This window comes from Pseudomonas sp. CFII68, assembly GCF_000416195.1.
Classification (GTDB): Bacteria; Pseudomonadota; Gammaproteobacteria; order Pseudomonadales; family Pseudomonadaceae; genus Aquipseudomonas; species Aquipseudomonas kilonensis.
In genome coordinates, this window is the sequence record NZ_ATLN01000099.1 from 48,035 (window position 1) to 73,939 (window position 25,905).

Annotated in this window: 24 protein-coding genes and 2 pseudogenes; 15 read left to right on the forward strand and 11 right to left on the reverse strand. The window is 59.2% G+C overall.

The window, feature by feature from the left end; translation table 11 throughout:
• Positions 1-118 precede the first annotated feature (118 nt).
• From CFII68_RS09435 to rssC, 3 genes are all read left to right on the forward strand, one after another.
• Positions 119-808 (forward strand): VacJ family lipoprotein, encoded by a 690-nt coding sequence (locus tag CFII68_RS09435; RefSeq protein ID WP_018609988.1) that lies wholly within the window; start codon positions 119-121, stop codon positions 806-808.
• 345 nt (positions 809-1,153) lie between these two features.
• Positions 1,154-2,335 (forward strand): two-component system response regulator RssB, encoded by a 1,182-nt coding sequence (gene rssB / locus CFII68_RS09430; protein WP_014339338.1) that lies wholly within the window; start codon positions 1,154-1,156, stop codon positions 2,333-2,335.
• Complete coding sequence (gene rssC, locus CFII68_RS09425; protein WP_018609990.1) at positions 2,335-2,817, forward strand: anti-sigma factor antagonist RssC; 483 nt, start codon at positions 2,335-2,337, stop codon at positions 2,815-2,817. Before rssB ends, rssC begins: the two co-directional genes overlap by 1 nt.
• A gap of 225 nt (positions 2,818-3,042) precedes the next feature.
• Here the strand turns inward: rssC and tal are convergent, their stop codons facing one another.
• The 7 genes from tal to CFII68_RS27545 all read right to left on the reverse strand — a co-directional run bounded on the left by tal (position 3,043) and on the right by CFII68_RS27545 (position 8,186).
• On the reverse strand, positions 3,043-3,969 hold the full coding sequence (gene tal / locus CFII68_RS09420) for a transaldolase (RefSeq protein ID WP_018609992.1): 927 nt from the start codon (positions 3,967-3,969) through the stop codon (positions 3,043-3,045).
• A 178-nt stretch (positions 3,970-4,147) separates the two neighbouring features.
• On the reverse strand, positions 4,148-5,134 hold the full coding sequence (dusA, locus tag CFII68_RS09415; RefSeq protein ID WP_018609994.1) for a tRNA dihydrouridine(20/20a) synthase DusA: 987 nt from the start codon (positions 5,132-5,134) through the stop codon (positions 4,148-4,150).
• 129 nt (positions 5,135-5,263) lie between these two features.
• On the reverse strand, positions 5,264-5,914 hold the full coding sequence (locus tag CFII68_RS09410) for a hypothetical protein (protein WP_018609996.1): 651 nt from the start codon (positions 5,912-5,914) through the stop codon (positions 5,264-5,266).
• Positions 5,915-5,924: 10 nt separating this feature from the next.
• On the reverse strand, positions 5,925-6,209 hold the full coding sequence (locus CFII68_RS09405; RefSeq protein ID WP_018609998.1) for a hypothetical protein: 285 nt from the start codon (positions 6,207-6,209) through the stop codon (positions 5,925-5,927).
• A 392-nt stretch (positions 6,210-6,601) separates the two neighbouring features.
• On the reverse strand, positions 6,602-7,273 hold the full coding sequence (locus tag CFII68_RS09400) for a metallophosphoesterase (RefSeq protein WP_256211727.1): 672 nt from the start codon (positions 7,271-7,273) through the stop codon (positions 6,602-6,604).
• A gap of 143 nt (positions 7,274-7,416) precedes the next feature.
• A complete protein-coding gene (locus tag CFII68_RS09395; RefSeq protein WP_018610002.1) occupies positions 7,417-8,016 on the reverse strand; it encodes a putative adenosine monophosphate-protein transferase Fic in 600 nt (199 codons plus the stop codon).
• On the reverse strand, positions 8,016-8,186 hold the full coding sequence (locus CFII68_RS27545) for a YhfG family protein (protein WP_003199786.1): 171 nt from the start codon (positions 8,184-8,186) through the stop codon (positions 8,016-8,018). Before CFII68_RS27545 ends, CFII68_RS09395 begins: the two co-directional genes overlap by 1 nt.
• Before the next feature lie 652 nt (positions 8,187-8,838).
• Between CFII68_RS27545 and CFII68_RS09390 the strand changes: the two genes are divergently transcribed.
• The 3 genes from CFII68_RS09390 to CFII68_RS09380 all read left to right on the forward strand — a co-directional run bounded on the left by CFII68_RS09390 (position 8,839) and on the right by CFII68_RS09380 (position 10,494).
• On the forward strand, positions 8,839-9,114 hold the full coding sequence (locus CFII68_RS09390) for a hypothetical protein (protein ID WP_018610006.1): 276 nt from the start codon (positions 8,839-8,841) through the stop codon (positions 9,112-9,114).
• Positions 9,115-9,362: 248 nt separating this feature from the next.
• A complete protein-coding gene (locus tag CFII68_RS09385) occupies positions 9,363-9,650 on the forward strand; it encodes a metal-sensing transcriptional repressor (protein WP_018610008.1) in 288 nt (95 codons plus the stop codon).
• Positions 9,651-9,657: 7 nt separating this feature from the next.
• The gene (locus CFII68_RS09380; protein ID WP_018610010.1) at positions 9,658-10,494 is read left to right on the forward strand and encodes a nickel/cobalt efflux protein RcnA; all 837 of its coding nucleotides are present in this window, start codon (positions 9,658-9,660) and stop codon (positions 10,492-10,494) included.
• Positions 10,495-10,504: 10 nt separating this feature from the next.
• On the opposite strand, the pseudogene CFII68_RS27960 reads toward CFII68_RS09380, so the two are convergent.
• Positions 10,505-10,642, reverse strand: a pseudogene (locus CFII68_RS27960) (LysR family transcriptional regulator); the annotation flags it as partial.
• A 125-nt stretch (positions 10,643-10,767) separates the two neighbouring features.
• A complete protein-coding gene (locus tag CFII68_RS09375; protein ID WP_018610012.1) occupies positions 10,768-11,676 on the reverse strand; it encodes an AraC family transcriptional regulator in 909 nt (302 codons plus the stop codon).
• Between the two features lie 186 nt (positions 11,677-11,862).
• Here CFII68_RS09375 and CFII68_RS09370 point away from each other — a divergent pair, with 186 nt between their 5' ends.
• Both CFII68_RS09370 and CFII68_RS09365 read left to right on the forward strand, forming a co-directional pair.
• A complete protein-coding gene (locus CFII68_RS09370; RefSeq protein WP_018610014.1) occupies positions 11,863-12,912 on the forward strand; it encodes an NAD(P)-dependent alcohol dehydrogenase in 1,050 nt (349 codons plus the stop codon).
• Positions 12,913-13,443: 531 nt separating this feature from the next.
• The gene (locus CFII68_RS09365; protein ID WP_018610017.1) at positions 13,444-14,667 is read left to right on the forward strand and encodes an MFS transporter; all 1,224 of its coding nucleotides are present in this window, start codon (positions 13,444-13,446) and stop codon (positions 14,665-14,667) included.
• A 207-nt stretch (positions 14,668-14,874) separates the two neighbouring features.
• Here the strand turns inward: CFII68_RS09365 and CFII68_RS09360 are convergent, their stop codons facing one another.
• Positions 14,875-15,363 (reverse strand): hypothetical protein, encoded by a 489-nt coding sequence (locus CFII68_RS09360; RefSeq protein WP_018610018.1) that lies wholly within the window; start codon positions 15,361-15,363, stop codon positions 14,875-14,877.
• A gap of 135 nt (positions 15,364-15,498) precedes the next feature.
• On the opposite strand from CFII68_RS09360, the gene arsN2 reads away from it, so the two are divergent.
• Complete coding sequence (arsN2, locus tag CFII68_RS09355; RefSeq protein WP_018610020.1) at positions 15,499-15,930, forward strand: arsenic resistance N-acetyltransferase ArsN2; 432 nt, start codon at positions 15,499-15,501, stop codon at positions 15,928-15,930.
• Here arsN2 and chrA read toward each other — a convergent pair.
• Positions 15,927-17,285 carry a chromate efflux transporter gene (gene chrA / locus CFII68_RS09350; protein ID WP_018610022.1) on the reverse strand — a complete coding sequence of 453 codons (1,359 nt, stop codon included), beginning with the start codon at positions 17,283-17,285 and terminating at the stop codon, positions 15,927-15,929. The two genes, arsN2 and chrA, sit on opposite strands and share 4 nt — an antisense overlap.
• A 178-nt stretch (positions 17,286-17,463) precedes the next feature.
• Here chrA and CFII68_RS09345 point away from each other — a divergent pair, with 178 nt between their 5' ends.
• The 6 genes and pseudogenes from CFII68_RS09345 (at position 17,464) to CFII68_RS09320 (ending at position 25,756) form a co-directional block, all read left to right on the forward strand.
• Complete coding sequence (locus tag CFII68_RS09345) at positions 17,464-18,123, forward strand: ribonuclease T2 (RefSeq protein WP_018610025.1); 660 nt, start codon at positions 17,464-17,466, stop codon at positions 18,121-18,123.
• 375 nt (positions 18,124-18,498) lie between these two features.
• Positions 18,499-20,070, forward strand: a complete 1,572-nt coding sequence (locus CFII68_RS09340) for a GGDEF domain-containing protein (RefSeq protein ID WP_018610027.1) — start codon at positions 18,499-18,501, stop codon at positions 20,068-20,070.
• 205 nt (positions 20,071-20,275) lie between these two features.
• Positions 20,276-22,852: an EAL domain-containing protein gene (locus CFII68_RS09335; RefSeq protein ID WP_018610029.1), complete on the forward strand. Its 2,577-nt coding sequence runs from the start codon at positions 20,276-20,278 to the stop codon at positions 22,850-22,852.
• A 69-nt stretch (positions 22,853-22,921) separates the two neighbouring features.
• A pseudogene (locus CFII68_RS26960) lies at positions 22,922-23,116 on the forward strand (exodeoxyribonuclease III); the annotation flags it as partial.
• A 169-nt stretch (positions 23,117-23,285) separates the two neighbouring features.
• Positions 23,286-24,110: an arylamine N-acetyltransferase gene (locus CFII68_RS09325; protein ID WP_018610033.1), complete on the forward strand. Its 825-nt coding sequence runs from the start codon at positions 23,286-23,288 to the stop codon at positions 24,108-24,110.
• Between the two features lie 125 nt (positions 24,111-24,235).
• A complete protein-coding gene (locus CFII68_RS09320) occupies positions 24,236-25,756 on the forward strand; it encodes a nucleobase:cation symporter-2 family protein (RefSeq protein WP_018610035.1) in 1,521 nt (506 codons plus the stop codon).
• Positions 25,757-25,905: the final 149 nt, after the last annotated feature.

Here is a 25,905-nt window from a genome sequence, read left to right on the forward strand (position 1 = left end):
AACGTCCTACGCCCGCTTGTTTTTTCGGTGCTGCCTATCCACGCGTTCCGTCTTATACTAGCCAGCTTACCGCCTGGGCTCGGCGCCCTTGCTTGAACAATCCAAGGAGTTTTCCTCTATGCGCTGGAGCCATCGTCTAGCTCAGCTGTGTCTTTCCACCTGCGCCCTGCTGGTACCGTTCGCCACTCAGGCCGCCACGGAAGAAGATCCTTGGGAAAGCATCAACCGTCCAATCTTCACCTTCAACGACACTGTTGATACCTATGCGCTCAAGCCACTGGCCCAGGGTTATCAATACGTGACGCCGCAGTTCCTCGAAGACGGCATCCACAACATGTTCCGCAACATCGGTGACGTCGGCAACCTGGCCAATAACGTGCTGCAGGCCAAGCCGGCCGCTGCCGGGGTCGACACCGCCCGGTTGGTCTTCAACACCACCTTCGGCCTGCTGGGCTTCTTCGATGTGGGCACCCAGATGGGCCTGCAGCGCAGCGATGAAGATTTTGGCCAGACCCTGGGCTACTGGGGCCTGGGCAGTGGGCCGTATCTGATGTTGCCGCTGTTGGGGCCAAGCACCCTGCGTGACGCGCCGGCCAAACTGGTCGATGACTACACGGCCCCGTATCGTTATATCGATAACGTCTCGGTGCGTAACTCTATTCGAGGCCTGAACGTCGTCGACACCCGCGCCAGCCTGCTGTCGGCCGAGAAGATGGTGAGCGGCGACAAGTATGTCTTCATCCGCAACGCCTACCTGCAAAACCGCGAATTCAAGGTCAAGGATGGCCAGGTCGAAGACGATTTTTAATTTCGACCTGTAAAACCACGAAGGCGGCCCAAAAGGCCGCCTTTTGTGCTTTGGCGTCGGCTTTGAGCAGGTTTGATCCTTCCATTGAGTTACGCTTCGCTCGGTTCTTATAACTCTCTGTGCTTTGACAAATAAAGACGGCAAGCGGCTATCTGCATGAGCTTGAAACGCCCCGCGGATGGGAGTACCGTCTGCGCCTTAGAAGGGCACCTCTGATGTAGTTGTGTGTAGGGCAAAGGCCTGAAGCCGGTACGACAGAGAGGCTAGAAAGCGAATCCAGTAGTGCGTGCCAGGCCAGACCGCCCAGCCCGCTACGCCAACCTAATTCTGGCGCCGTTTGCCCACATGCCAAAAACCAGTGCCACGCTGCTGATAATCGATGATGACGAAGTGGTGCGAGCCAGTCTCGCAGCCTACTTGGAAGACAGTGGTTTCAGCGTCCTGCAGGCCAGCAATGGCCAACAGGGTCTTCAGGTATTCGAGCAAGACAAGCCCGACCTGGTCATCTGCGACCTGCGCATGCCGCAGATGGGCGGACTCGAACTCATTCGCCAGGTCACCGAGATTTCCTCGCAGACCCCGGTGATCGTGGTTTCGGGCGCGGGCGTGATGAACGACGCGGTCGAGGCGTTGCGCCTGGGCGCGGCGGATTATCTGATCAAGCCCCTTGAAGACCTCGCGGTGCTCGAGCACTCGGTGCGCCGGGCCTTGGACCGTTCGCGGCTGTTGTTGGAGAACCAGCGTTACCGCGAAAAGCTGGAAACCGCCAACCGCGAACTGGAAGCCAGCCTGAACCTGTTGCAGGAAGACCAGAACGCCGGGCGCCAGGTGCAGATGAACATGCTGCCGGTCAGCCCCTGGACCGTCGACGATTTCCGTTTTGCCCACCAGATCATCCCGTCGCTGTACCTGTCGGGCGATTTCGTGGACTATTTCCGGGTCGATGAACGACGTGTGGCGTTCTACCTGGCGGACGTTTCCGGCCATGGTGCTTCTTCGGCATTCGTGACGGTGCTGTTGAAATTCATGACCACACGCCTGTTGTTCGAATCCAAGCGCAACGGCACGCTGCCAGAGTTCAAGCCCTCGGAAGTCCTTGGGCATATCAACCGAGGCCTGATCAGTTGTAAGCTGGGCAAACACGTCACAATGGTCGGTGGAGTCATCGACGAGGAGACTGGTTTGTTGACCTATAGCATCGGCGGTCACCTGCCTTTGCCTGTGTTGTATACACCAGACAGCGTTCGTTACCTGGAAGGGCGTGGTTTACCGGTGGGCCTGTTCAACGAGGCCACCTACGAAGACCACGTACTGGAATTGCCGCCGACATTCAGCCTGACGCTGATGTCTGATGGCATTTTGGACCTTTTGACAGAACCTACACTCAAAGAGAAAGAAGCGGCCTTGCCTGAACGGGTGAGTGCAGCGGGCGGCAGCCTGGAAGGCTTGCGTCAAGTGTTTGGATTAGCCACGCTCGGGGAGATGCCGGATGATATCGCCCTGTTAGTGTTGAGCAGGAACCTTTGATGAGTACCGGTAGAATCCAGTTCGCCGAGCAGGACGGCACCTTTGTCCTGAAGTTTGTCGGTGAAGTGCGCCTGACCCTGTGTTCGGCGCTGGATGCGACTATTGAGCGGATCTTCACCTCGCTGAACTTCAGCGCCATCGTGATCGACCTGACCGAAACCCGCAGCATCGACAGCACCACATTGGGCCTGCTGGCCAAACTGTCGATCCTGTCGCGGCAGAAGGTCGGCCTGCTGCCGACAGTCGTCACCACCCACAACGACATTACCCGTCTGCTGCAATCGATGGGCTTCGACCAGGTGTTCAACATCGTGGGCGACCCTGTGCCGTGCCCGGAATGCCTGGACGACCTGCCTGACCAGGACCAGTCCGAAGAAGAAGTGCGGATCAAGGTGCTCGAAGCCCACAAGATCCTGATGGGGCTCAACGACTCCAATCGTGAAGCCTTCCATGACCTGGTGAATGCGCTAGAGGGGCCTTGACCTCGGGGCATGTATTGGCCTGACGGACGCCTTCGCGAGCAAGCCCGCTCCCACAGGTCTTGCGCCGGTCAAAAAAACTGAATCCTACCCAAATCCCCCTGTGGGAGCGGGCTTGCTCGCGAAAGCGCCGGTTCAGCCACCTGATCCCTCAGCGCGAAGCCAAATCCCAATAAAAAAGGGCGAACCCACCAAGGTTCGCCCTTTTTGCATGCCTTGTGAATCAGCTCAAAGCTTGGCTTGCAGCAACGCCTCCAGCTTCTCCTGGTCCCGGGCAAACTGACGAATACCTTCTGCCAGTTTCTCGGTCGCCATGGCGTCCTCGTTGGACAACCAGCGGAACTGCGTTTCATTGAGGATCAAGCGCGTTTCCCCGGCTTGCCCTGGCGCCAGCTTGCGCTCCAGCTTGCCTTCGTCGGCTGCCAGTTTTTCCAGCAGGTCCGGGCTGACGGTCAGGCGGTCGCAGCCGGCCAGTTGCTCGATCTGGTTGAGGTTGCGGAAGCTCGCGCCCATGACCACGGTCTTGTAGTCATTGGCCTTGTAGTAGTTGTAGATGCGCGTCACCGACTGCACGCCCGGATCATCAGCGCCGGTATAGTCGTTGCCATTGGCTTTCTTGTACCAGTCGTAGATACGGCCCACGAACGGCGAAATCAGGAACACCCCGGCATCGGCGCAGGCGGCGGCCTGGGCGAAGGAGAACAGCAGGGTCAGGTTGCACTGGATGCCTTCACGCTCCAGCTGCTCGGCGGCACGAATGCCTTCCCAGGTGGAAGCGATCTTGATCAGCACGCGCTCGCGGCCAATGCCGGCCTTGTCGTACAGATCGATCAGGCGATGCGCACGCTTCAACATGGCCTCGGTGTCGAACGACAGGCGCGCGTCCACTTCAGTGGAAATACGCCCAGGGATCACTTTCAGAATTTCTTGCCCGACCGCCACGGCAAAACGGTCGCTGGCCAGGCCCACATCGCCCTTGCAGTCCGCCACGCAGGCGTTCAGTTGCTCGGCATAACCTTGAATGGCCGAGGCCTTGAGCAGCAGGGAAGGGTTGGTGGTCGCGTCCACGGGTTTGACGCGGGCGATGGCCTCGAAGTCGCCGGTATCGGCCACGACGGTGGTGAATTGTTTGAGTTGTTCCAGCTTGGAAGTCATGAGCGTGCTCTGTCCTATGGGTCCGTTGACATTACCCGAGGGCCGGCAGCCACTCAAGGGCGTGAAGGGGTATCGACGGGCCCCAGCGGCAACAACCTGAAAACGGCTGTTTGAAAGGCCGGGGCGGTATCGGTAGATACGATGCCAAAACAGCGCGCAGGTTCAAAGCAAGTGACGGTTAACGCCCTTCCAGCAGTTGCCCCGCCTGATCCAGCAGCGCCAATGGATCCTTGGTTTTGTGAATATCCACCGACAACAACTGCCGAAACCGCCGCGCCCCCGGGAACCCGGTGCCCAGGCCCAACACGTGACGAGTGATGTGATGCATCGCCCCGCCAGCGGCCAGGTGATCGGCGATATAAGGCCGCAACTGCGCCAGCGCCTCGGCCCGGGTGATGATCGGCGCGGTGCTGCCGAACAGCTGCTGATCGACTTCGGCCAGCAGATACGGGTTGTGATAGGCCTCGCGCCCCAGCATCACACCGTCGAAGGTCTGCAAATGCTCGTGGCACGCCTCCAGCGTCTTGATCCCGCCGTTGAGCACAATCTCCAACTCCGGAAAGTCCGCCTTCAACCGCGCAGCCACGTCATAACGCAGCGGCGGGATGTCGCGATTCTCCTTCGGCGACAACCCCTCCAGAATCGCAATCCGCGCATGCACGGTAAAACTCGTGCAACCGGCCTCCCGCACCGTCCCGACAAACTCACACAACTGCTCGTAACTGTCCCGCCCATTGATCCCGATACGATGCTTGACCGTCACCGGAATCGACACCGCATCGCGCATGGCCTTCACACAGTCAGCCACCAAATCCGGATGCCCCATCAGGCAGGCGCCGATCATATTGTTCTGCACCCGGTCGCTGGGGCAGCCGACGTTGAGGTTCACCTCATCGTAGCCGTGGTCCTGGGCCATACGGGCGCAGGCGGCCAGGTCGGCCGGGACGCTGCCGCCCAGTTGCAGGGCTAGCGGGTGTTCGGACTCGTGGTGGCGTAGGAAACGTTCGTGGTCGCCGTTGAGTAGGGCGCCGGTGGTGACCATTTCGGTGTAGAGCAGGGCGTGCTTGGAGAGGATGCGTAGGAAGAAGCGACAGTGGGCGTCGGTCCAATCCATCATCGGGGCGACGGAGAAGCGGTGGGACAGTGAAGCAGTTTGTAGGAGCATTGGGAGGATCTGAATCAACGAGGCAGAGAGCCGCAGTTTATCAGGGATAGAGGGGTGGTGTTGAGGGACCTGTCGTTTTGATTTGGCAGTAATGTTCAGATAGCCAAAAAGTTGATTCGTATACGGTGTTTATACAGCGGCTCTCGCAAATAAAGTTAACTCCTGTACAAGCTTCTCTTTTGGGCTGGTTACTACATCATTTTGCATCTGACAGATCATGTGCTTTATAAAGTCCGTCCGACTTAACTGAGACTGGGTCTGAAGATCGTCCAGTTCAGAGGCGATATGCGCGTTTAGCTTCAATGACAATCTTTTGCTTTCTTCTTTGTGAGGGCAGGCGTTGAATAAATGATCGAGATGAGTTTTCTCGTCGATAGCAGTGCACGCGGCTTGGCGCCAAGTGAAAATTGTTCCCTCTCCAGCTCGCTGTTCCCTAGCCAGAAAATCGATATAGAGGCTTAAGAACATTTTTCGATGTTTAGTCGCTGCGGCAGTGGTGATTACGTGCATAGCCTGATCCAATCGATCAAGATACGAAGCAGGGAGCCTCGTTTCGATAGATACGACTGCAGCTTCTCTAGCCGCTTTGATTGCCGGAGTGGACTGCGCGGGTATCCCTACGACCTGATCACATACGTCACACACTGAAACCAAAACGCCCTTTGCCTCACCGAGACCATCGTCGAATGGTACGTTTCTGCGGGTAAATGTCGTCTGCACCAAGCCTTCGCAGTGACTGCAGATCGCTCGACTCTTATCGCCCTCTTGATAAAACTTCATAGTCATTAACTCATTGATGAACGCTGATAAACCATACATCTGGTGCGATTACGTAGAATTTTACGTACCAACCGCTGTATTTGATCAGGTGAACATCCACGCCTTTTACCTGATGGTGCTCGGAGCACGAGTGGTGGGAACCGTTGCATCGTTCGACGATGCTTATCACCTCTTGGGGGGTTACCTGGCCGGTCGCCAAGAGGTTTTTGACGGTGATGTTGCCCCGTGCTTCATGCTGGAAGTCCCCATTCTTAAGCGCCTTGATCAGGGCCGACTTTGCCGCTTTGAAACCCATGCGCCGACGTCACTCCGTGTCAGTTGTACGAAATTAATCGTACAAAATCAAGTAGTCAATTCATTGGCCGACGACGACCACTATTTTTTGTGCGGAGGCTGACTCATTCCGCAAACACTTAGATCTTTTGTATCAATATGCCTGCCATAAACCCGAGTCACTGCTGTGGGGGGACGCCGAAACTATAGGCTTCCTGACAAAAACTCAGCAAGAGATTGGTGTGTAGGAAACTTCCCTAAATTATGAGCGAGGATCGATTGCAGAGTCGCTAGGGCGCCAGAGTCTTTGGTTTTCTCAAACGGAATCGCCTGCTACGCGCCCTGGTAGCCTCGGCCACTATCATCTGATGGCGATTTTGCCTCGAAAAAAACTAAGCAGAGCGATGCCTTGTCTCACTCGCTCATGCTCATACTAATGATTGCTTCGGTTTGGATATCAACCAGGCTTAACGCACCATCGGAAAATGCGCAGCCGGTGTCGATATATACGACATTACCCAAACGCATAATACTGGGCACTGTTGAATGTCCAACATAGAGTCGGTCTATTCCTTTGATGGGCGTGTGGTCGTTTTGCTCGATTTTTTCTCTGGCATACAGCGCTGTCTTCAAGGCTTGCCGCTGATGTTGCTCTCCAGTTTTTCCTGTGATTGCATCTTTGGCTTCCTGCCAGCCATCGTTACTTTGGATGACGGGGGCTTCGGCATGGACTATTCCAATTGTTTGATCGTTTAATAAGTCGATTTCAATGATCAATGGAAGTGCTTGCAAGGATTTTGAGAGTTCATGCTGGATGGTGGGTTGTAACTCGTACAGCCAGGCTCCACCATTTCGGATATGTCGGGGGATATCCCCATGCCCGGAGATACAGTCAATAAGCATCTGCTCGTGATTGCCACGCACTGCATGGAACCATGGCTTCTCAAGCCAGTTCAATACGTCCATGGAGTCGGGGCCGCGGTCGATGAGGTCCCCCACGGAAAAAATACGATCCAGCTCGGTGTTGAAGTCTAGTTTGTCTAAGGCCATTGTTAGAAATTTGAAATGCCCATGAATGTCGCCCACCACAAAGTCTCGACCTTCCTTGTTAGATGGGAATGATTTCGTCCTGTACATTTCTGTGGCTTTAGCAGACGTTAATTGACGGCGACTGTATCACTTAGCGAAATAAACCGTAAGGCGGTGAGCGAGGGGATAACGTCGTACGGTCAAGCTTGAATCGCCTGCCCGATACACTGCTCAAAAACCTGCTCCATAGGCTCCATGACGCCGTTGTAAGCCGCGATATTGGCGTAGATCCACTCGTCCTTCTCAATCCCCCACCAACTGATTTCAAACCCGGCATTCATGATGAGGTGTTCAAACAGGATGCGTTGCGCACGACCGTTGCCTTCGCGGAAGGGGTGTATGACGTTGATGTCGGAATAGGCCTCTGCCACAGCGACTACGAGCTCAGCCCGCTCCATGCCCTCGAACCAGTTTGCCGCGGCCATGTTGGCGAAGATCTTATTGGCTTCCTTCTCCATGTACTCAGGTTGGCAGAAGCGGGTGGCTTGTTTGGACATGCCAACGGTGCGCAGCTCTCCGGCCCATTCGAATAGGTCGGAAAAGAGAACTCGATGAATGTTTTGAAGGTAGGTCAGGCTGTAGGGGGGAGGGCTGAATTCGACGTTGTCCGCTGCGATGGCCGAGAGCTGTTGTTCGGCTTCGCTTAGGGTCGGTTCGTCTCGAATATCGAGTTTGTTGCGAAGGACGGTGGAGCCGGGATAGCAATAGGCGTCCTCGCCGACTCCATATTTGTCAGGCATCAGGTTCTGGTCTGGGTGAAGGCCTTCAAGACCTCTTCACGCGTTGGCATTTTGCGTTCGCCGTCGGCGAAGGTCGTTTTGAAACCTTCCAGACGGAGGCTGGCCGCATAGTTGGATCTACGCGTCCTGGCGGCATAGGCCTTTTTGGTTTCAAGGCTGACATTGCCCATGGGCTGGACCTCAAATCGCGCTGGTGGGCGGATTATAGCCCATCCCGCAGACGTGGCCTATGTTGCGGCTCGGGCGAAAGGCGTGAGCGCTCATTCGTTTCGAGATTTTTCCTCGTGCTCATAGCTGCGCTGCCCAATCCATCGCCGGACACTCTCGTCGGAAATTTCCCTCAAGACGCGTCGCTCCCCGCTGACTATCCACCGCATCACCCCGTGCGCTAAGTTTTCTCCGTCGCTGCAAATTCAGCGGCAGGGTGTGGAAGCCCTCATGACTCCAGGAACGTAGCTCCGTTAAATTTAAAGGAGGCACTTTTTCTATGCCTGCTGTTAAATTACGGCGGCTGTACGCGGGGCACCTTCGGGTGCGCCGGTTCCTGGATACGGTCTTCCACACCCGCGTACGGCTGCCACCCATCATGTGGAAGTGATGCTGGCAGTTTCCTTTTAGGTCCAGGAGACAAACGAATGAAGAAACTGACTCCAAATCCTCCGAGTACCGCAGTCAATCAAAAGCGGCTCTCGTCCAGCCTCACCCAGTCCATCAATGCCCACCTCCTGCTCAATCCCCGAACTCCGAATCCGGATTCGGCCCCTCCATCAGCGGTTCTTCAATCCGCCACTGACCTCCCATCCCCGCAGGAGTAACCCCCTCATGTCCCGTTACATGCCTATCACCGGTATCGAAAACAACTTCCACGCGCTCCTGATCGACACAGAAGCGCCGCTGGACGTGCTGCACGACACCGCCGCTTACCGCATCGCCGCTGTCACCCAGTTGCTGGAAAACCTCGCCATGCGTTCCGACATCAGTACGGACGCCGTGATACTCCATGATTTTGCCCAAGTGCTAGCGATCCCGCTGCGCGATGGGTGTGATTTGCTGGATGTGATTGGGCGGCGATTGCAGGCGCAGGTCCTCGCGTTGTAAGGGTAGTGGGCGACTTCACACGGGGTCGCCTGCACTGTCTTGCTCATCACCCTGTGCAGTCTGCAATCCTGTGGGAGCGAGCCTGCTCGCGATAGCGGTGGGGCAGTTGGTGGCGATGTTGGATGTGCTGTCGTCATCGCGAGCAAGCTCGCTCCCACAGGTTAGTTGGCGTTTTGATGGGTTTGCTTATATCCCCCCTGGGGGGATAGGATGGCGGGGTAAATTCATCGAAAGCCAGGGCTCAAGTCATGAGTGCGCACGACCACGAACATCCCCACCAAAGCCACGCGGCGATCATCAAGCGCCTCAAGCGCGCGGACGGTCATTTGCGCAGCATTATCACGATGATCGAAGAGGGGCGTGAGTGCGTGGATATCGCCCAGCAGTTGCATGCGGTGGAGAAAGCGGTGTGCCAGGCCAAGCGGACGTTGATCCAGGATCATATCGATCACTGCCTGGAGGACACCGTTTCGTCGTTGAATAAAGGCGAGCGCGCGCCGCTGGAAGCCTTCAAACAAATCACCAAGTACCTCTAGGCCCGACATGCCCAATTTTGCTGAACTGCTGCAACAGGGTGGCACTCACGCCTGGCTGTATTTCCCCAGCGCTATCTTGCTGGGTGCCTTGCATGGCCTGGAGCCGGGTCATTCGAAAACCATGATGGCGGCGTTTATCGTGGCGATTCGGGGCTCGGTCAAGCAGGCGGTGTTGCTGGGCTTGGCCGCGACGCTGTCCCACACTGCGGTGGTGTGGCTGGTCGCGATCGGCGGCATGTACCTGGGCCAGGGGTTGGACGCTGAAACCACCGAGCCTTATTTCCAACTGGTATCTGCTGCGCTGATCGTTGCCATCGCGCTGTGGATGCTGTGGCGTACCTGGCGTGGCGAGCGGATGTTCAGGTTCCAACAGGGACATGACCACCATCATCACGATCATCACCACCACGAACATGACCACGGGCATCCTGAACCCAAAGGCCTGGCGCTGTCGCTGGAGGGTTACCAGGACGCCCACGAACAGGCGCATGCCAATGACATCCGTAAGCGCTTCACCCATCGGGAGGTCACCACCGGCCAGATCATCGTGTTTGGCCTGACGGGCGGGCTGATTCCTTGTCCTGCGGCCATTACCGTGCTGCTGCTGTGCCTGCAAGTCAAAGAAGTCGCGCTGGGCGGTCTGCTTGTCCTGTGCTTCAGCATTGGCCTGGCGATTACCCTGGTGACGGTGGGGGCGGCGGCGGCCATTGGTGCACGGCAGGCTTCCAATCGCTGGCCTTGGCTAGGCACCGTTGCTCGCCGGGCACCTTACTTGTCCAGTCTGTTGATCATCGGCGTCGGTCTCTACGTGGGGATCCATGGCTGGATCGGCTTGAACGCGTAGCCTCCACCGATCAGTTCGCACCTTCTGGCCCAGAGGGTGCGCTGCCCGGCCGCTGCAGCGAAGCGCCTTCCAAGGTCTTCCAGAGTTTACGCATCGTTGGGTTGCGATTGGCAATCGCGCAGTACGAGCGAATCTCCAATCGCGTTGAAGTGCGTTGCGTTGGCGCAAAAGGCACCACTCTGTGGGAGCAAGGCTTGCCCGCGATGAAGCTGACGCGGTCTCCCAAAGGCCAAGGTGCCTGCATCGCGAGCAAGCTTTGCTCCCACTGATGAATCAGCCAGCCTTGGCCGGCCCGCGCAACGCCGCAATGTCCCGCTTGGGCGGCACGCCAAACAAGCGGGCGTATTCGCGGCTGAACTGGGAAGGGCTTTCATAGCCCACCTTGAAGGCCGCACTCGCCACGTCCACGTGCTCGTTGAGCATCAAGCGTTTTGCTTCGTTCAACCGCAGCCACTTCTGGTATTGCAGCGGGCTCATCGCCGTGAGCTGGCGGAAGTGGTGGTGAAACGTCGGCGCACTCATTTGCACCCGCGCCGCGAGGTCGTCTACGCGCACGGCTTCGGTGTAGTTCAATTTCAACCAGTCGATGGCCTTGGCGATCCGGTAACCCTGGCTATCGACCGAAACGATTTGCCGCAGTCGGGCGGCCTGGTCGCTGAGCAGCAGCCGGTAGTGAATCTCGCGCTGGATCAACGGCGCCAGTATGGGGATGGCTTCGGGCTCATCCAGTAACCCCAGCAGGCGCGCGAACGGTTCCAGCAGGTCCGGCGTTGCGGTGCCGATTCCCGCGCCGATCCCGACCGCTCGATCACGCGGCGGCGACAGGCTGCCTTGGGCGATCAGATCGGCCACCATGCGCAAGTCGAGCCTCAGGACCAGGCCCAGGCAGGGCTGTTCCGGGCTGGCCTGCATCACCTCGGAATTGGCCGGGATGTCCAGGGAGGTCATGAGGAACCGCCCGGTGTCGTAGCCATAGGCTTCGCCGCCGATCCAGACCTGCTTCTCGCCTTGAACCACCAGCACGATGCTCGGTTCGATCATGCAAGTCACCGGCGGCGCCGGGGTGTCACGCCGGAAGAAGACGAGGCCGGCGATGGGCGTTTCAAAGTCCCCCGCGCGTGGGGTCCGGGTGCCAATGATGGCGCCCAGAGTCTCTTGTACGGATCTGCGTTGAATGGCCATGTCGGGTCCGGGTGTCATCTGAGCTCAAGCGCTATAGGCAGAACATTAACTCGCCAAGCGAAGCGCTGCCTATACGCAATAGAAACACTCATAGGATCAGGCAAGCATCTCAGCGTAATGCACTACCTGCCGGCCGGGCCGAGCCCTGAAGATACAACCTCATTCAATCCAGCAAGGAGTCTTCTGATGCGTGTACAAGCCTATGGCGCCCACGCGGGTGACAAGCCCCTTGAACCCCTGCAGATCACTCGTCGCACGCCAGGCGCCCACGACGTCCAGATCGACATCGCTTTTTGTGGTATCTGCCATTCGGATCTGCACCAGGTGCGCGCCGAGTGGGCGGGTACCCAGTTCCCTTGCGTGCCGGGCCACGAAATCGTCGGCCGGGTCGCGGCGGTCGGCGCCCATGTGTCCGGCTTCAAGACTGGCGACCTGGTGGGCGTTGGCTGCATCGTCGACAGCTGCAAGCACTGTGACGACTGCGACAGCGGCCTGGAAAATTATTGTGACGGGATGATCGGGACCTACAACTTCCCCACCCCGGATGAGCCCGGTTGGACGCTGGGCGGTTATTCGCAAAACATCGTGGTGCATGAGCGCTATGTGTTGCGCATTCGTCACCCCGAAGCCCAGCTTGCCGCCGTCGCGCCGCTGCTCTGTGCAGGCATCACCACCTATTCGCCGCTGCGCCACTGGAACGTCGGGCCGGGCAAGAAGGTGGGTGTGGTTGGCATTGGTGGCCTGGGGCACATGGGCATCAAGCTCGCCCATGCGATGGGGGCTCATGTCGTGGCGTTCACCACGTCCGAGTCCAAGCGTGAGGATGCGAGGCAGTTGGGGGCCGACGAGGTTGTGGTGTCGCGCAATGCTGAAGAAATGGCCGCGCATACCAAGAGTTTCGATTTCATCTTGAACACCGTGGCGGCCCCTCACGATCTGGACGCGTTGCTGGTGCTGCTCAAGCGCGACGGCACGATGGCCCTGGTGGGCGCGCCGGCAACTGCGCATCCTTCGCCGAATGTCTTCAACCTGATCATGAAGCGACGCACCCTCGCCGGGTCGATGATCGGCGGCATTCCCGAGACCCAGGAGATGCTCGATTTCTGCGCCGAGCACGGCATCGTCGCCGACATCGAACTGGTCCGGGCCGAGCAGATCAACGCGTCCTACGAGCGCATGCTCAAGGGCGATGTGAAGTATCGCTTCGTGATCGATAACGCGACCTTGGTCGGCTGATAGACGCGCCACCGGGTTGCTCGCGAAAGCGGTCTGCCTGAGACAGTGATGTTGAATGTGCCGCCGTCATCGCGAGCAGGCTCGCTCCCACAGGGGAATAGGTGGCGGGCACGAAATGCATGAACACCCCATTCAAAACTGTGGGAGCGAGCTTGCTCGCGATAGCGGTCTGCCAGAGATGGTGATGTTGAATGTGCCGCCATCATCGCGAGCAGGCTCGCTCCCACAGGGGAATAGGTGGCGGGCACGAATGCATGAACACCCCATTCAAAACTGTGGGAGCGAGCCTGCTCGCGATAGCGGTCTGCCTGAGATGGTGATGTTGAATGTGCCGCCGCCTTCGCGAGCAAGCCCGCTCCCACAAGTGGGGGTGTGGCGGACACAAAATTTGTGAGCAACCCCCGATTCAAACTGTGGGAGCGGGCTTGCTCGCGAAAGCGGTCTGCCTGAGACAGTGATGTTGGATGTGCCGACCCCTTCGCGAACAAGCCCACTCTCACAGTTCATCCAGAAACACAGGATTTTTGTCCAATGACCGATACCTCATTACCTAAACCACAAGTCCAACCCGCCTGGGGCGCGGTACTTGCCATGGCCCTCGCCGCGTTCGTGCTCGTTGCCTCGGAGTTCATGCCAGTCAGCTTGCTGACGCCGGTAGCGGCCGATCTTCACGTCAGCGAAGGGCAGGCCGGCCAAGGCATTGCCGTCTCTGGCGCCTTTGCCCTGATCACGAGCCTGTTCATCGCATCGATCGCCGCCCGGGTCGATCGCAAATGGCTTCTCCTGGGGCTGACCTTGCTGATGATCGTTTCCGGCACCGTGGTGGCGTTCGCGCCGAATTACTCGGTATTCATGCTCGGTCGCGCGTTGATCGGCGTGGCGATTGGCGGCTTCTGGTCGTTGTCGGCGGCTACCGCCATGCGGCTTGTGCCAGACGATCAGGTTCCGCAGGCACTGGCCATCGTCAATGGCGGCAATGCCTTGGCGACGGTGGTCGCTGCGCCGCTGGGCAGTTTCCTGGGGTCGATCATCGGTTGGCGTGGCGCGTTTTTCTGCATCGTGCCCGTCGCCGCCATCGCCCTGGTCTGGCTGCTGTTACGCCTGCCTTCCATGCCTTCGCAGGCGAAGCAGGGCAGCACCAATGTCTTCAAGTTGATGACCCGGGCACCGGTCGCATTGGGCATGCTGGCGGTCAGTACGTTTTTCATGGGCCAGTTCATGTTGTTCACCTACCTGCGCCCGTTCCTTGAAACGGTGACGCAGGTGAGCGTTTCCATGCTGTCCTTCATGCTGTTGGTGATCGGTGTGGCGGGTCTGCTGGGCACCTTCCTGATCGGGGCCTGCTTGAAAAACAACCTCTATCGGACGCTCATTATCATCCCGCTGTTGATGGCCGCGATTGCCATTGCCTTGGTGGGGTTCGGCGGGTCGGTCACGATCACGACCCTCCTGCTCGGCCTCTGGGGCCTGGTGGCCACGGCGGCGCCCGTAGGTTGGTGGACCTGGCTTTCGCGAACGCTGCCGGAAGATGCCGAAGCCGGCGGCGGTCTGATGGTGGCGATCGTCCAACTCGCCATCGCTGCGGGTGCGACAGTGGGCGGCCTTCTGTTCGACCTGAGTGGTTATCGCGCGACCTTCGAAACCAGTGCGGCGGTGTTGGGCGTTGCCGCTGTTCTTACCGTGCTGGCTGCTCGGTCAGCGCTCCGGGAGTTTTCATCGACTACGGATGCAGCGCCCTATGGCTCGGCGGGCTGATGTTCGATCCGTACTGGAGCTGGGCGGATACCCGATACGCGCAAGGCGCGGCTGACGAAATCGACAATGCCTTGCATAAACTCGTGGGAAGACCGGTGGAGGAACTGACGCTACCGGTGCCAGGGAGCGATCCAACCGTCGAATCAGCGCCGCAGTTCTAGTGGGTTCTCCAACGAAATGGGCGACCTCAAGGGTCGCCCATTTGCGTTAAAGCCCCAGGCCTTGCTCTACCAGCGCGAGCAAGGCGTCCTCGTCCAGCATGGTGGGTTCAAGACGCGGTTGCCCGGTCTGGCGCAGGGCCTGGATATGCCAAAGCGATTCACCATGTTCGCCGAGTGAGCGCACGATGCAGTGTTCCTGCCCCTTCATATGGACTTCAATGCAGCCCTCGCCCTTGGACGAGAAACGCGCAATCGGGTCGAATGAAATGCGGTGAAGATTGCCTTCGATCACCAGTTGATCGATGGCGTAGCTGTACGTCGAGCCGCTGGAATGACTTTCAAATACGTGGGTGGGGTTGCGCCGAATGTCCAGGCCCGCCTCGCACACGGGCGCCAGCCAGATTTCGATCTGGCGATACAGTTCGTAGACTTGGGCGGGCCAATGCTCGATCGCCAGGTCGGCGCAGTTGTCGGTATCCGCGCGGGTTTGCTGGGTTTTCCTCAGTTTGGCCGCTAGCTCGTCTGCCTTGCTCATGTCGATTCCCTGTCGTGATGATAGGTTGAGCTTAGCTGATGGGCTGGGGTGTTCATTTGCGCTGGGTCATGTGGTGGTGTGTTGTTGAGTTTCGGTACGATGACGAGCGCCGGAACAATTTACGAGGAGCAAGTCATGCACATGAGAATGCTGAGCAATAACGACCTGCGACCCTTGCGCGATGCACTCACCCTGGCCGGTCTTCCCGTCGACGATCTGGCGTATCCCGGTCGACAGTTTTTCAGCTTCAGCCACCAAGGCGTTGACGTGGCGTTTGCTGGTATCGAGGGGGAGGGGGCTGACCGGTTGCTGCGCTCGCTGGTTGTCCTCGAGGGGCAGCGGGGGAAGGGTGCTGGCGCAGCGGTGTTGGCCGCTATCGAGGCGTTTGCAAAACGTGAGGGTGTAGAGCAGCTCCATCTGCTGACTGACAGCGCCGCCGCGTTTTTTACCGGCCAGGGCTATCAGGCGCGGGACCGCTCGCTGGCGCCTGCTTCGATCGGTGCGACGGCCCAATTCAAAACCTTGTGCCCGGCTTCGGCGACGTACCTGAGCAAACGCCTCGTCTAGCGCAGCAAGTGCACCGCCAGCCCAGCCAGCCCGCACGCCAGCAACACCTGGATTACCCCCAGCTTGTAGCGAAACAGCGCAATGGCCGCCGCGATTGCGATGATTGCCGACGGCCAGTCCAGGGCTCCTGCAAAACCGTTGGGCCAGAGTACGTGGTAACCGAAGAAGCACGCCAGGTTGAGAATCACCCCGACCACCGCCGCGGTAATCGCAGTCAGCGGCGCGGTGAATTTCAGCGCGTTGTGCGTCGATTCCACCAGCGGGCCGCCGGCCAGGATGAACAGGAACGAGGGCAGGAACGTGAACCAGGTCACCAGCGTGGCCGCGACGGCCCCGGCGAGAAAGGCTTGTTCGGGACCGAACACCTGCATCACGTAGCCTCCGACGAAACCGACGAAGGCCACGACCATGATCAGCGGCCCCGGCGTGGTTTCGCCCAGGGCCAGGCCGTCGATCATTTGTGTCGGCGTCAGCCAGCCGAAGTGTCCGACGGCACCCTGGTACACGTAGGGCAACACCGCATAGGCGCCGCCGAAGGTCAACAATGCGGCCTTGGTAAAGAACCAGGCCATTTGCGTAAACGTGCCTTCCCAGCCGAACACCGCGGTCAGCAGGCCCATAGGCAACGCCCACAACAGGGCACCGATGATCGCCAGTCGGGCGAGCCTGAAGGCGCTGAATCGGACGTGGTCCGGAGGCGGCGTGTCGTCGTCGATCAAGGCGGGGCCGAAGGATTGGTGCTGGGTAGCGTGACCGCCCAGGCTGAATTTTTCCGGTGTCCAGCGGCCGCCGAAATAACCGATGACCGCCGCGCCCAGCACGATCAGTGGGAAGGGGAGATCAAAGGCAAATATCGCGGTGAACGACGCCGCAGCGATCGCCCACAGCCAGTTGTTCTTGAGTGCGCGGGAGCCGATCCGGTGGGCGGCATGCGCCACGATTGCCGTGACGGCCGGCTTGATGCCATAGAAAATGCCCGCCACTATCGGCACTTCGCCAAAGGCGACGTACAGCCACGACAACACGATGAGAATGAACAACGAAGGCAGCACGAACAGTGCCCCAGCGATCACCCCGCCCCAGCTTCGATGCATCAGCCAGCCCAGGTAGGTGGCCAGTTGCTGGGCCTCGGGGCCCGGCAGCAACATGCAGTAGTTAAGGGCATGCAGGAATCGTCGTTCGGAAATCCAGCGTCGGCGCTCCACCAACTCCTGGTGCATGATCGAGATCTGCCCCGCAGGGCCGCCGAAGCTGATGAATCCCAGTTTGAGCCAGAACCAGAAGGCCACGCGCAGGCTGACGGCGTCGGGTCGGGTCAGGGGCTGTTCATCATCGGTTCGGGGCGGTTTGCTCATGGGCGACGGGGCACGTAAAAGTCAAAGGCGATCTACGTTATGGGGCGTTACGCAATTTAGATAGCCCCCGGCAAGGATTGCTTGTAAAAAACAGCCCTTCAGAGATTTGAAACACAAGGTTGGAACAATCATCGCCCGATCATCCTGCTTTCGCACAATCGCCCCAAGGAGTGGGTCAATGAAACAACGTCTTGCCATTGTCGTGCTGATCGTACTGACACTGGGTTCCATGGGCGCGGCCAATGCCCGCGAATCCGGCAATGCACGGGCGCAATCCGTGGCCGGAGTGTTCGATTACTATTTGCTGGCGCTGTCCTGGTCGCCGACGTTCTGCCTGACTCACCAGAAGGATGCGCAGTGTTCCGGCAAAGGCTACGGCTTTGTGCTCCATGGCCTCTGGCCGCAATACACCCGGGGCGGCTGGCCGCAATCCTGTGCGCCTCAGGTGCCGTTGACGGCGGCGGAGCAGCAGAAGGGCCTGACCTTGTTTCCCACCCGCAAGTTGATGACGCATGAATGGTCCAAGCACGGCACTTGCAGTGGCCTGGGCGCCATGGGCTACCTGGAGGTTGCCGACAAAGCCTTGGGCGCGGTGAAAATCCCACCGCAGTTGCAGGCATTCAATTCCTCGTATTACTTCGCGGCTGATGAAATCATCCGGCTGTTCCGCCAAAGCAATCCAGGCATTGCCCCCGACGGCATTGCGGTGATTTGCAGCGGGCCGCAACTGTCGGAAGTGCGGGTGTGCATGGACAAGGACCTGGCGTTCGCCGCGTGTGGCAGGGGTGTCAGGACACAATGCCGGGCCGGGGAGATCCGGGTGCCGCCGGTACGGTGAGAGCCAAGACCCATTGACCCCTGTCTCCGATCCGTACACCCGTGGCGAGGGAGCTTGCTCCCGCTCGGCTGCGCTGTAGGAGCTGTGTAGGAGCTGTCGAGTGCAACGAGGCTGCGATCTTTCCCAATACACTTGAATCCCAAGCGAAAGATCAAAATCAAAAGATCGCAGCCTTCGGCAGCTCCTACACGGGGAATTTCTTCGTTCTGAAACGGGTATTTTTGTTGGCTCCAGGGCGAGTTTTTGGATCCACTCAAGCCACCCATCGGCTCTGCTGCACAGGCAAATTGCCGCCTCACAAGCGGTAGGCTAAGCTCACGAATATTGAGGGCTTTGAGCGAATTCGCTCATGTTTTGCCCTCTTCAGGAATTCGCTTGCCTATCTCCATTCTCGATCCTTTCCATGTCCCTGGCGGTGCCTTGAAGCGCCTGCCGTTGCTCAAAGCAGCGGTTTCGTTTATCGCGGCGGTATGCCTGTGCCTGTGCGGTTTGCTTTATCTGCAACTGGAGCAGTCGCGCAGCCACGACCTGGAGTCGGCCCGCGTCGCTTCGGCGACCCTTAGCCGGGCCATGGCTCAGCAGGCGCAGGACACCTTCCTCCAGGCTGATCTGGTATTGGCCAGCCTGGCAGATTGGATCCAAGTAGACGGCTACGGTCCCGCCGTACAGCCACGCTTGCAGCAAACCTTTGCCCGACGTGTGCAATCGCTTGAGCAATTGCATGGCCTGTTCCTGTTCGACAAGCACGGTCACTGGGTGGTGACCTCCTTTGAAAACCTGCACCGGGGTGCTGGGGTGGCGGATCGAGAGTACTTCGTTTTCCATCAACAGAATGCCTCCCTGATCGCCCATATCGGCCCGGCAATCCGCAGCCGGCAAAACGGCGGCTGGATCATTCCGGTTTCCCGGCGCTTGAATGATCAGGATGGCAACTTCCAAGGCGTGTTGATGGCCGGCATCAAAATGTCGTACTTCGATCGATTCTTCAAAAGCTTCAATCTGGATGATCAAGGCGAGATGGCCCTGGCTTTGTCTGACGGGACGCTCTTGGCTCGTCGTCCCTTCGATGAGGGGCGGATCGGTCACCCGCTGGCCCAGGAGAATATTTACAACCATGCCCTGGCGGGTGGGATGTCTGGCGATGCACTCATCCGTTCGACCATCGATGGTGTCGTCAGGCTGTATGGGCACCAACATCTGCAGGCTTATCCGCTGGTGGTCACCGCCGCGATGTCCGAAGGCGCGATCCTGGCGGGCTGGCATGACCGGGCTTTCCAATCCAGCCTCATCGTGGGCCTGGTGGTGTTGGGCATTTGCTTGTTCGGCTGGGTATTCGTGCGCCAGGTTCGTAACAGCGAACGGATCGAGGCGGACTTGCGCCAGGCTCAGGAGGCGTTGGAGCTGATTGCCACCCATGACAGCCTCACCGGGCTGGCGAACCGGCGCCTGTTCGAACGGGCCCTGGACATCGAGTTCGGCCGGGGCGCCCGTCAGCGCAGCCCCTTGAGCCTGATCATGCTCGATATCGATTTCTTCAAGCGCTACAACGACGCCTATGGGCACGTGGCCGGGGATCATTGCCTGGCGGAAGTGGCCAAGGTGCTCAAGAGCTGCTGCCATCGCAAGGCCGATCTGGCGGTGCGTTATGGTGGCGAAGAGTTCGCGGTCCTGTTGCCCGACACCAATCTGTCGGGGGCCATGGCGTTGGCCGAGCAGGTCCGCCGCAGCGTCATCGACAAGCACATCACCCATTCCGGGTCTCCGACCGGTTACCTCACGGTGAGCCTGGGCTGCTATGCCTTTGTGCCCAGCGGCCAGGACAGCATCGAAGTCTTCATCCAGCGGGCCGATGCGGCGCTTTACCAGGCCAAGCACAGCGGCCGCAACCGTGTGGCGGTGTTGTCGACCGACGACGGGCTCGATACGCTGGCGCGTTCGGATCGTTGAGGTCGGGTGGAATCATCGGCAGTCTGCCCCGGTCCACTATTGAGGCATTGCGCTGGCGAACTTCAAGCAGTGTGTAGTCTCTTTCGCAAAAAACCGTGGGCTCGCCAACTGATCAGGCAGTGGGTGCTAAGGTTGGGTAGACGACTGGCTCGGTCCTCTCCGTTCTCGATAGCGAAGCCAGCGTTGAAAGGACAGGAGTAGGTCAATGGATTCCACTGCCGATACCCCTTCAGGCACCGCGCGTCACACACCGATTACCCATCGCCTGGTCGTGGCGGTCGGGGGGCTGTTTGTCCTGGGCGTCCTGGTGGCGATTGCCGCGCTGTTCAACATTGCGCACAAGCTCGACGCGGAGGATTTGCGCAAGACGCATTTCTATACCGAGCGCGCCCTCGAGAATCGCATCACCGCCTCGAAAAACTACATCACCAGCTATGCCTATTGGACCACGGCCTATGACCACCTCAACGGTGAAGTCGATGTGCAATGGGCCTACGCCGAACAGAACATGGGCAAGACCCTGTTCACCAATGATGAATACGAGGGGTTGTTTGTCATTGATCGGCTACGCACCAAATATGCCGTGGTACGCGGGCTCAATGTCCAAGCGGATACCGCGGTTTATATGGACGCGCCGCTGACGGACCTGATGGACCAGCTCCAGGCGCAGCCCGACCTGACGATACCCATGGTCCGCTACACATTGTTCGAGGGCTGGCCGGCTATCGTCAACGCATCGGTGATTACGCCCAATGACGAACGGTCCCAGGTCGAGGCCCAAAGCACCTCGGTCCTGCTGTTCGTCGACCAACTGACGCCCGTCAAGTTGCGCAAACTGGGCAAGAGTTATGGCCTCACCGATTTGAAGCTCAAGAAAGACACCGAGCTCAAGCCCGGCCAGCCGGCCGTGTCGCTGGACGGTACCGGCTACAGCCTGGTGTCCCGACTGGAGCGCCCGGGCCTGCAATTGCTCTGGTCCCTGGTGCCGCCGCTGGGTGGGGCGCTGCTGATCCTGGCCCTGCTGACCGCTTACTTTTTTCGCTATGCATTGCGCACGGCACGGCATGTGGACGCCAGTTACGACAGCCTGGAACGGTCGGCGCACGCCCTTGAGGCCAGCGAGGAGCGCTTTCGGGCCGTGGCCGAAGCCGCTTCCGACTGGATCTGGGAAATCGACGGGCAGCAGCACATCACTTATCTGTCGGGGCGTTTCAATACGGTCACCGGGTTTTCCGATCAGCAATGGCTGGGGCAGCAGCTCGAGCAACTGCTGTATTGCGACACTACGCCGATTGCCCTCTGGTTGATCAAGTTGACGGAGGAGCAGAACGCCAACAGCTTGCGCTGCTCCTACCGTGATTATTCCGGGCAACTGCGCTTCTGCCGGGTGTCGGCACGCCCGATCTACAACAAGGCCGAGGTGGTGGGTTATCGCGGCACCGCCAGCGACATCACCGATGAGGTGGCCGCCCATGCCCAGGTTCAGCACCTGTCGATGCACGATGCGCTGACCGGCCTGCCGAACCGCAACAAGCTGGCGCGACACCTGGATTATGCGCTGGTGGCCAAGGAGCATTCCGCCCCCCTGACGTTGCTGATGGTGGACCTGGACAATTTCAAGCCGATCAACGACTCCCTCGGCCACCCGGCCGGCGACGCGGTGTTGCTGGAAGTGGCCCGGCGGCTGCGCGACAGCACCCGCGAAGAAGACCTGGTGGCGCGCCTGGGGGGCGACGAATTCGTGGTGGTGCTCGGCGGGATGGACAATACCACTGAGATCGATCGATTCTGTGGGCGGTTGATCGACAGCCTGCAGCAACCGATCTTCTACGAAACCCATTCGTTGCACATCAGCGCCAGTATCGGTATCGCCCTGAGCCACCGTCAGGGTTATGTGCCCGGTGAACTGATCCGCTGCGCCGACATTGCCATGTACCAGGCCAAGTCCGAGGGCAAGAAAACCTGGTGCTATTTCGCCTCGCAAATGAACGATCAGATCCAGCATCGTCGCCAACTGGAAAGCGACCTGCGCCAGGCCGTGAAAAACAACGAATTCGTCCTGCATTTCCAGCCGCGCTACACCGTCGATGGTCGAGAGATCGTGGCGGTCGAGGCGTTGGTTCGCTGGCAGCATCCAACCCAAGGCTTGTTGGCCCCCGACGCGTTTATTTCATTGGCCGAGCAAACCGACCTGATTGTCCCGCTTTCGCGTTGGGTATTGCGTGAGGCCTGCGAAACCGCACTGACCTGGCCGGGAGAATTGATGGTCTCGGTCAACCTGTCACCGGCGCAGTTCGAGCGCAGCGATGTGGTGGAGGATGTGCGACAGGTGTTGATCGAAACCCGTTTCCCGGCGAGTCGCCTGGAACTGGAGATCACTGAAAACGTGATGCTCAACGACGTTGATGGTGCTCTGCAGGTCATGAATGCCCTGAAGGAACTGGGCGTGCGCTTGAACATGGACGATTTCGGTACCGGCTATTCGTCCCTCGGTTATCTGCGCACCTATCCATTTGATGGCATCAAGATCGACAGGCGTTTCATTGCTTCCATGAGCAACAGCAGCAACGACCGCGCCGTGGTGCAGGCAATCATCAACCTGGGCAAGGCCATGGGGCTGACGGTGACTGCCGAGGGCGTGGAAACCCTGGCCCAGCTCGGTTCATTGGGCACGGACCAATGCCATGAAGTACAGGGTTATTTACTCAGCCGGCCGATCGACAAGCAAGCCTTTGCGCACTTGTTGGAGAAAGGCCAGCCCTTGCCGAAAACGGCTTCCTGAAGACCTGTTGCAACCTCTACGTCCGGTTGTCGGTCACAACGGTGACTTGGCATTTCGAGTTCTGGCGCTATGAAAAACCTTCGGATCGCGACCTTCAACATCAATGGCATCCGGGCCCGGCTGCCCAACCTGCTGGAATGGCTGGAGCGGGAAAAACCCGACATCGCCTGTTCGCAGGAGCTCAAGGCCGTGGACAAGGATTTCCCGGCGGCGGAGCTGGAGTCGGTCGGGTACGGGGCGATCTGGCATGGGCAGGCGTCCTGGACCGATTCGTTGCGCTACCTGGATCCGCCTGGCTTCACGCAAGCGGCGGTGACCGGGCGAGGCATCCCGGTCGATTGTTGTCTCGGTGAGGGGAATGCCTTATACCTGGCGCCCAATAACAGTGCGCTTGTCGTGAGCGCTGCGCCGACCCCGGAAAAGGACACCCCTCATGAGTCATCCCCAACTGAGCGATACGGCTCGCTATCTGCGGCGCCTGGGTTTCGATGCCCCTCCAGCACCGACCCTCGACACGTTGCGTCAACTGCAAGGGCGCCATACTGCCGAATTCCCCTTTGAAACCCTGTCGACGTTGCTGCGTCAACCCGTGCCCATCGACCTTGAATCGGTCGAACGAAAAGTGTTCGAGCAAGGACGCGGCGGCTATTGCTATGAACTCAACCAATTATTTTTGGCGCTGTTGCTGGCGTTGGGTTTCGACGCCCGCGGCATCACCGGCCGCGTGGTGATGAATGCACCTGAAGGCACCTGGGCGGCCCGCACCCACCGGTTGAGCCTGGTGACGTTCGACGGCGTGCGCTACATCACCGACGTCGGCTTTGGTGGCATGGTGCCCACTGCGCCGTTGCTGCTGGACAGCCGTGAAGCACAAGTCACGCCCCATGAGCCGTACCGCATCGACACCCATGCGGACGGTTACCTGCTGCGCGCCAACGTCGCCGACGAATGGCGGCCAATGTACCTGTTCGATCTGCAACGCCAGGAAGACATCGACTACACCATCGGTAATTGGTACGTCAGCAGCCACCCGGAATCCCCGTTCATGGGCCGGTTGATGGTTGCACGCACCGGTGACGGGTTGCGCAAGACCCTGAACGGCAACAGCTATGCGGTGCACCGGATAGGGCAGGAGAGCGAACGCCGGTTGATCACCGATGCCGATGAGTTGATCGACTTGCTCGAACAAGAGTTTGGCCTGCGCGTACCGCCGCGCGAGCTGTTGCGGCCGGCGATCGTGGGGTTGCTTCAGCCATAAAAAAGGCTGTTGGCCGGGGGATTCTGTTCCTGTGTATGGCAACAAGTTGTATACAACTCTATGGACATTTGTCCTGAGTTTTGAATACAGTGTGCCCATAACAAAAAACAGGGAACCCCCGAACCATGAAAACGCCCCATGTTTCACTCCCACGGCCCGAGGACGAAAACCTTGGCGTCGGCGCGAATATGGCTTACGGCCTGCAACATGTGTTGACCATGTACGGTGGCATCGTCGCCGTGCCGTTGATCATCGGCCAGGCGGCCGGGCTCTCACCCGCGGACATCGGCTTGTTGATTGCCGCGTCATTGTTCGCGGGGGGCTTGGCAACGTTGCTGCAAACCCTCGGCCTGCCGTTTTTCGGCTGCCAACTGCCCTTGGTGCAGGGCGTATCGTTCTCGGGCGTGGCGACCATGGTGGCGATTGTCGGCAGCGGCGGGGAAGGCGGCTTTCAAGCCATCCTTGGCGCGGTGATCGCCGCGTCCCTGATTGGTCTGCTGATTACCCCGGTGTTTTCGCGCATCACCCGGTTCTTTCCGCCACTGGTCACCGGCATCGTGATCACCACCATCGGCCTGACCCTGATGCCGGTAGCGGCGCGTTGGGCGATGGGGGGCAACAGCCACGCCGCTGATTTCGGCAGCATGGCCAACATCGGCCTGGCCGCGGTGACCCTGGTGATGGTGCTATTGCTGAGCAAAATGGGCAGCGCAACCATCTCGCGGTTGTCGATTCTGCTGGCGATGGTCATTGGTACCGTCATCGCCGTGTTCCTCGGCATGGCGGACTTTTCATCGGTCAGCCAAGGCCCGATGTTCGGCTTCCCGACACCGTTCCATTTCGGCATGCCGACTTTCCACATCGCCGCGATCCTGTCGATGTGCATCGTGATCATGGTGACCCTGGTGGAAACCTCCGCCGACATCCTGGCCGTGGGCGAGATCATCGACACCAAAGTCGACTCCAGGCGCCTGGGCAACGGCTTGCGGGCTGACATGCTGTCGAGCATGATCGCGCCGATCTTTGGCTCCTTCACCCAGAGTGCCTTTGCCCAGAACGTCGGGCTGGTGGCGGTGACCGGGATCAAGAGCCGTTTCGTGGTGGCGACCGGCGGGGTGTTCCTGGTGGTGCTCGGCCTGCTACCGTTCATGGGCCGGGTGATCGCGGCGGTGCCGACCTCGGTGCTGGGCGGTGCCGGTATCGTGCTGTTCGGCACGGTGGCTGCCAGTGGCATCCGCACGCTGTCCAAAGTCGATTACCGCAACAACGTCAACCTGATCATCGTCGCCACCTCCATTGGATTTGGCATGATTCCTATCGCCGCACCGAACTTCTATGACCATTTCCCGAACTGGTTCGCGACCATTTTCCATTCGGGCATCAGTTCTTCGGCAATCATGGCGATCGCGCTGAACCTGGCGTTCAACCACTTCACTGCGGGTAACTCCGACCAGCAATCGGTTTTCGCCGCCGGCACCGAGCGAGTGTTGCGCTATCAGGACCTGGCGGCGCTCCGTGAAGGTGATTACTTCAGCGATGGCAAGCTGCACGACTGCGATGGCAACGAGATTCCCGTGGTGGCGGAGACTGTTCACGGGGCGGCGGAGCATGCGCCGATCCGACTGAAAAGCAGTGAGCACGTCTGACAAATCCCTGTGGCGAGGGAGCTTGCTCCCGCTGGGCTTTGTAGGAGCTGGCGAAGCCTGCGATCTTTTGATCTTTCGCTTGAGATTCAAGTGTCTGGGGAAAGATCGCAGCCTCGTTGCACTCGACAGCTCCTACACAGTGGGAGCGG

Bases quoted from the DNA above. Each gene is read 5' to 3' on its own strand.
- CFII68_RS09435 (WP_018609988.1), top strand. From the start codon at position 119: ATGCGCTGGAGCCATCGTCTAGCTCAGCTGTGTCTTTCCACCTGCGCC.
- rssB (WP_014339338.1), top strand. From the start codon at position 1,154: ATGCCAAAAACCAGTGCCACGCTGCTGATAATCGATGATGACGAAGTG.
- rssC (WP_018609990.1), top strand. From the start codon at position 2,335: ATGAGTACCGGTAGAATCCAGTTCGCCGAGCAGGACGGCACCTTTGTC.
- tal (WP_018609992.1), bottom strand. From the start codon at position 3,969: ATGACTTCCAAGCTGGAACAACTCAAACAATTCACCACCGTCGTGGCC.
- dusA (WP_018609994.1), bottom strand. From the start codon at position 5,134: ATGCTCCTACAAACTGCTTCACTGTCCCACCGCTTCTCCGTCGCCCCG.
- CFII68_RS09410 (WP_018609996.1), bottom strand. From the start codon at position 5,914: ATGAAGTTTTATCAAGAGGGCGATAAGAGTCGAGCGATCTGCAGTCAC.
- CFII68_RS09405 (WP_018609998.1), bottom strand. From the start codon at position 6,209: ATGGGTTTCAAAGCGGCAAAGTCGGCCCTGATCAAGGCGCTTAAGAAT.
- CFII68_RS09395 (WP_018610002.1), bottom strand. From the start codon at position 8,016: ATGCCTGACAAATATGGAGTCGGCGAGGACGCCTATTGCTATCCCGGC.
- CFII68_RS27545 (WP_003199786.1), bottom strand. From the start codon at position 8,186: ATGGGCAATGTCAGCCTTGAAACCAAAAAGGCCTATGCCGCCAGGACG.
- CFII68_RS09390 (WP_018610006.1), top strand. From the start codon at position 8,839: ATGTCCCGTTACATGCCTATCACCGGTATCGAAAACAACTTCCACGCG.
- CFII68_RS09385 (WP_018610008.1), top strand. From the start codon at position 9,363: ATGAGTGCGCACGACCACGAACATCCCCACCAAAGCCACGCGGCGATC.
- CFII68_RS09380 (WP_018610010.1), top strand. From the start codon at position 9,658: ATGCCCAATTTTGCTGAACTGCTGCAACAGGGTGGCACTCACGCCTGG.
- CFII68_RS09375 (WP_018610012.1), bottom strand. From the start codon at position 11,676: ATGGCCATTCAACGCAGATCCGTACAAGAGACTCTGGGCGCCATCATT.
- CFII68_RS09370 (WP_018610014.1), top strand. From the start codon at position 11,863: ATGCGTGTACAAGCCTATGGCGCCCACGCGGGTGACAAGCCCCTTGAA.
- CFII68_RS09365 (WP_018610017.1), top strand. From the start codon at position 13,444: ATGACCGATACCTCATTACCTAAACCACAAGTCCAACCCGCCTGGGGC.
- CFII68_RS09360 (WP_018610018.1), bottom strand. From the start codon at position 15,363: ATGAGCAAGGCAGACGAGCTAGCGGCCAAACTGAGGAAAACCCAGCAA.
- arsN2 (WP_018610020.1), top strand. From the start codon at position 15,499: ATGCACATGAGAATGCTGAGCAATAACGACCTGCGACCCTTGCGCGAT.
- chrA (WP_018610022.1), bottom strand. From the start codon at position 17,285: ATGAGCAAACCGCCCCGAACCGATGATGAACAGCCCCTGACCCGACCC.
- CFII68_RS09345 (WP_018610025.1), top strand. From the start codon at position 17,464: ATGAAACAACGTCTTGCCATTGTCGTGCTGATCGTACTGACACTGGGT.
- CFII68_RS09335 (WP_018610029.1), top strand. From the start codon at position 20,276: ATGGATTCCACTGCCGATACCCCTTCAGGCACCGCGCGTCACACACCG.
- CFII68_RS09325 (WP_018610033.1), top strand. From the start codon at position 23,286: ATGAGTCATCCCCAACTGAGCGATACGGCTCGCTATCTGCGGCGCCTG.
- CFII68_RS09320 (WP_018610035.1), top strand. From the start codon at position 24,236: ATGAAAACGCCCCATGTTTCACTCCCACGGCCCGAGGACGAAAACCTT.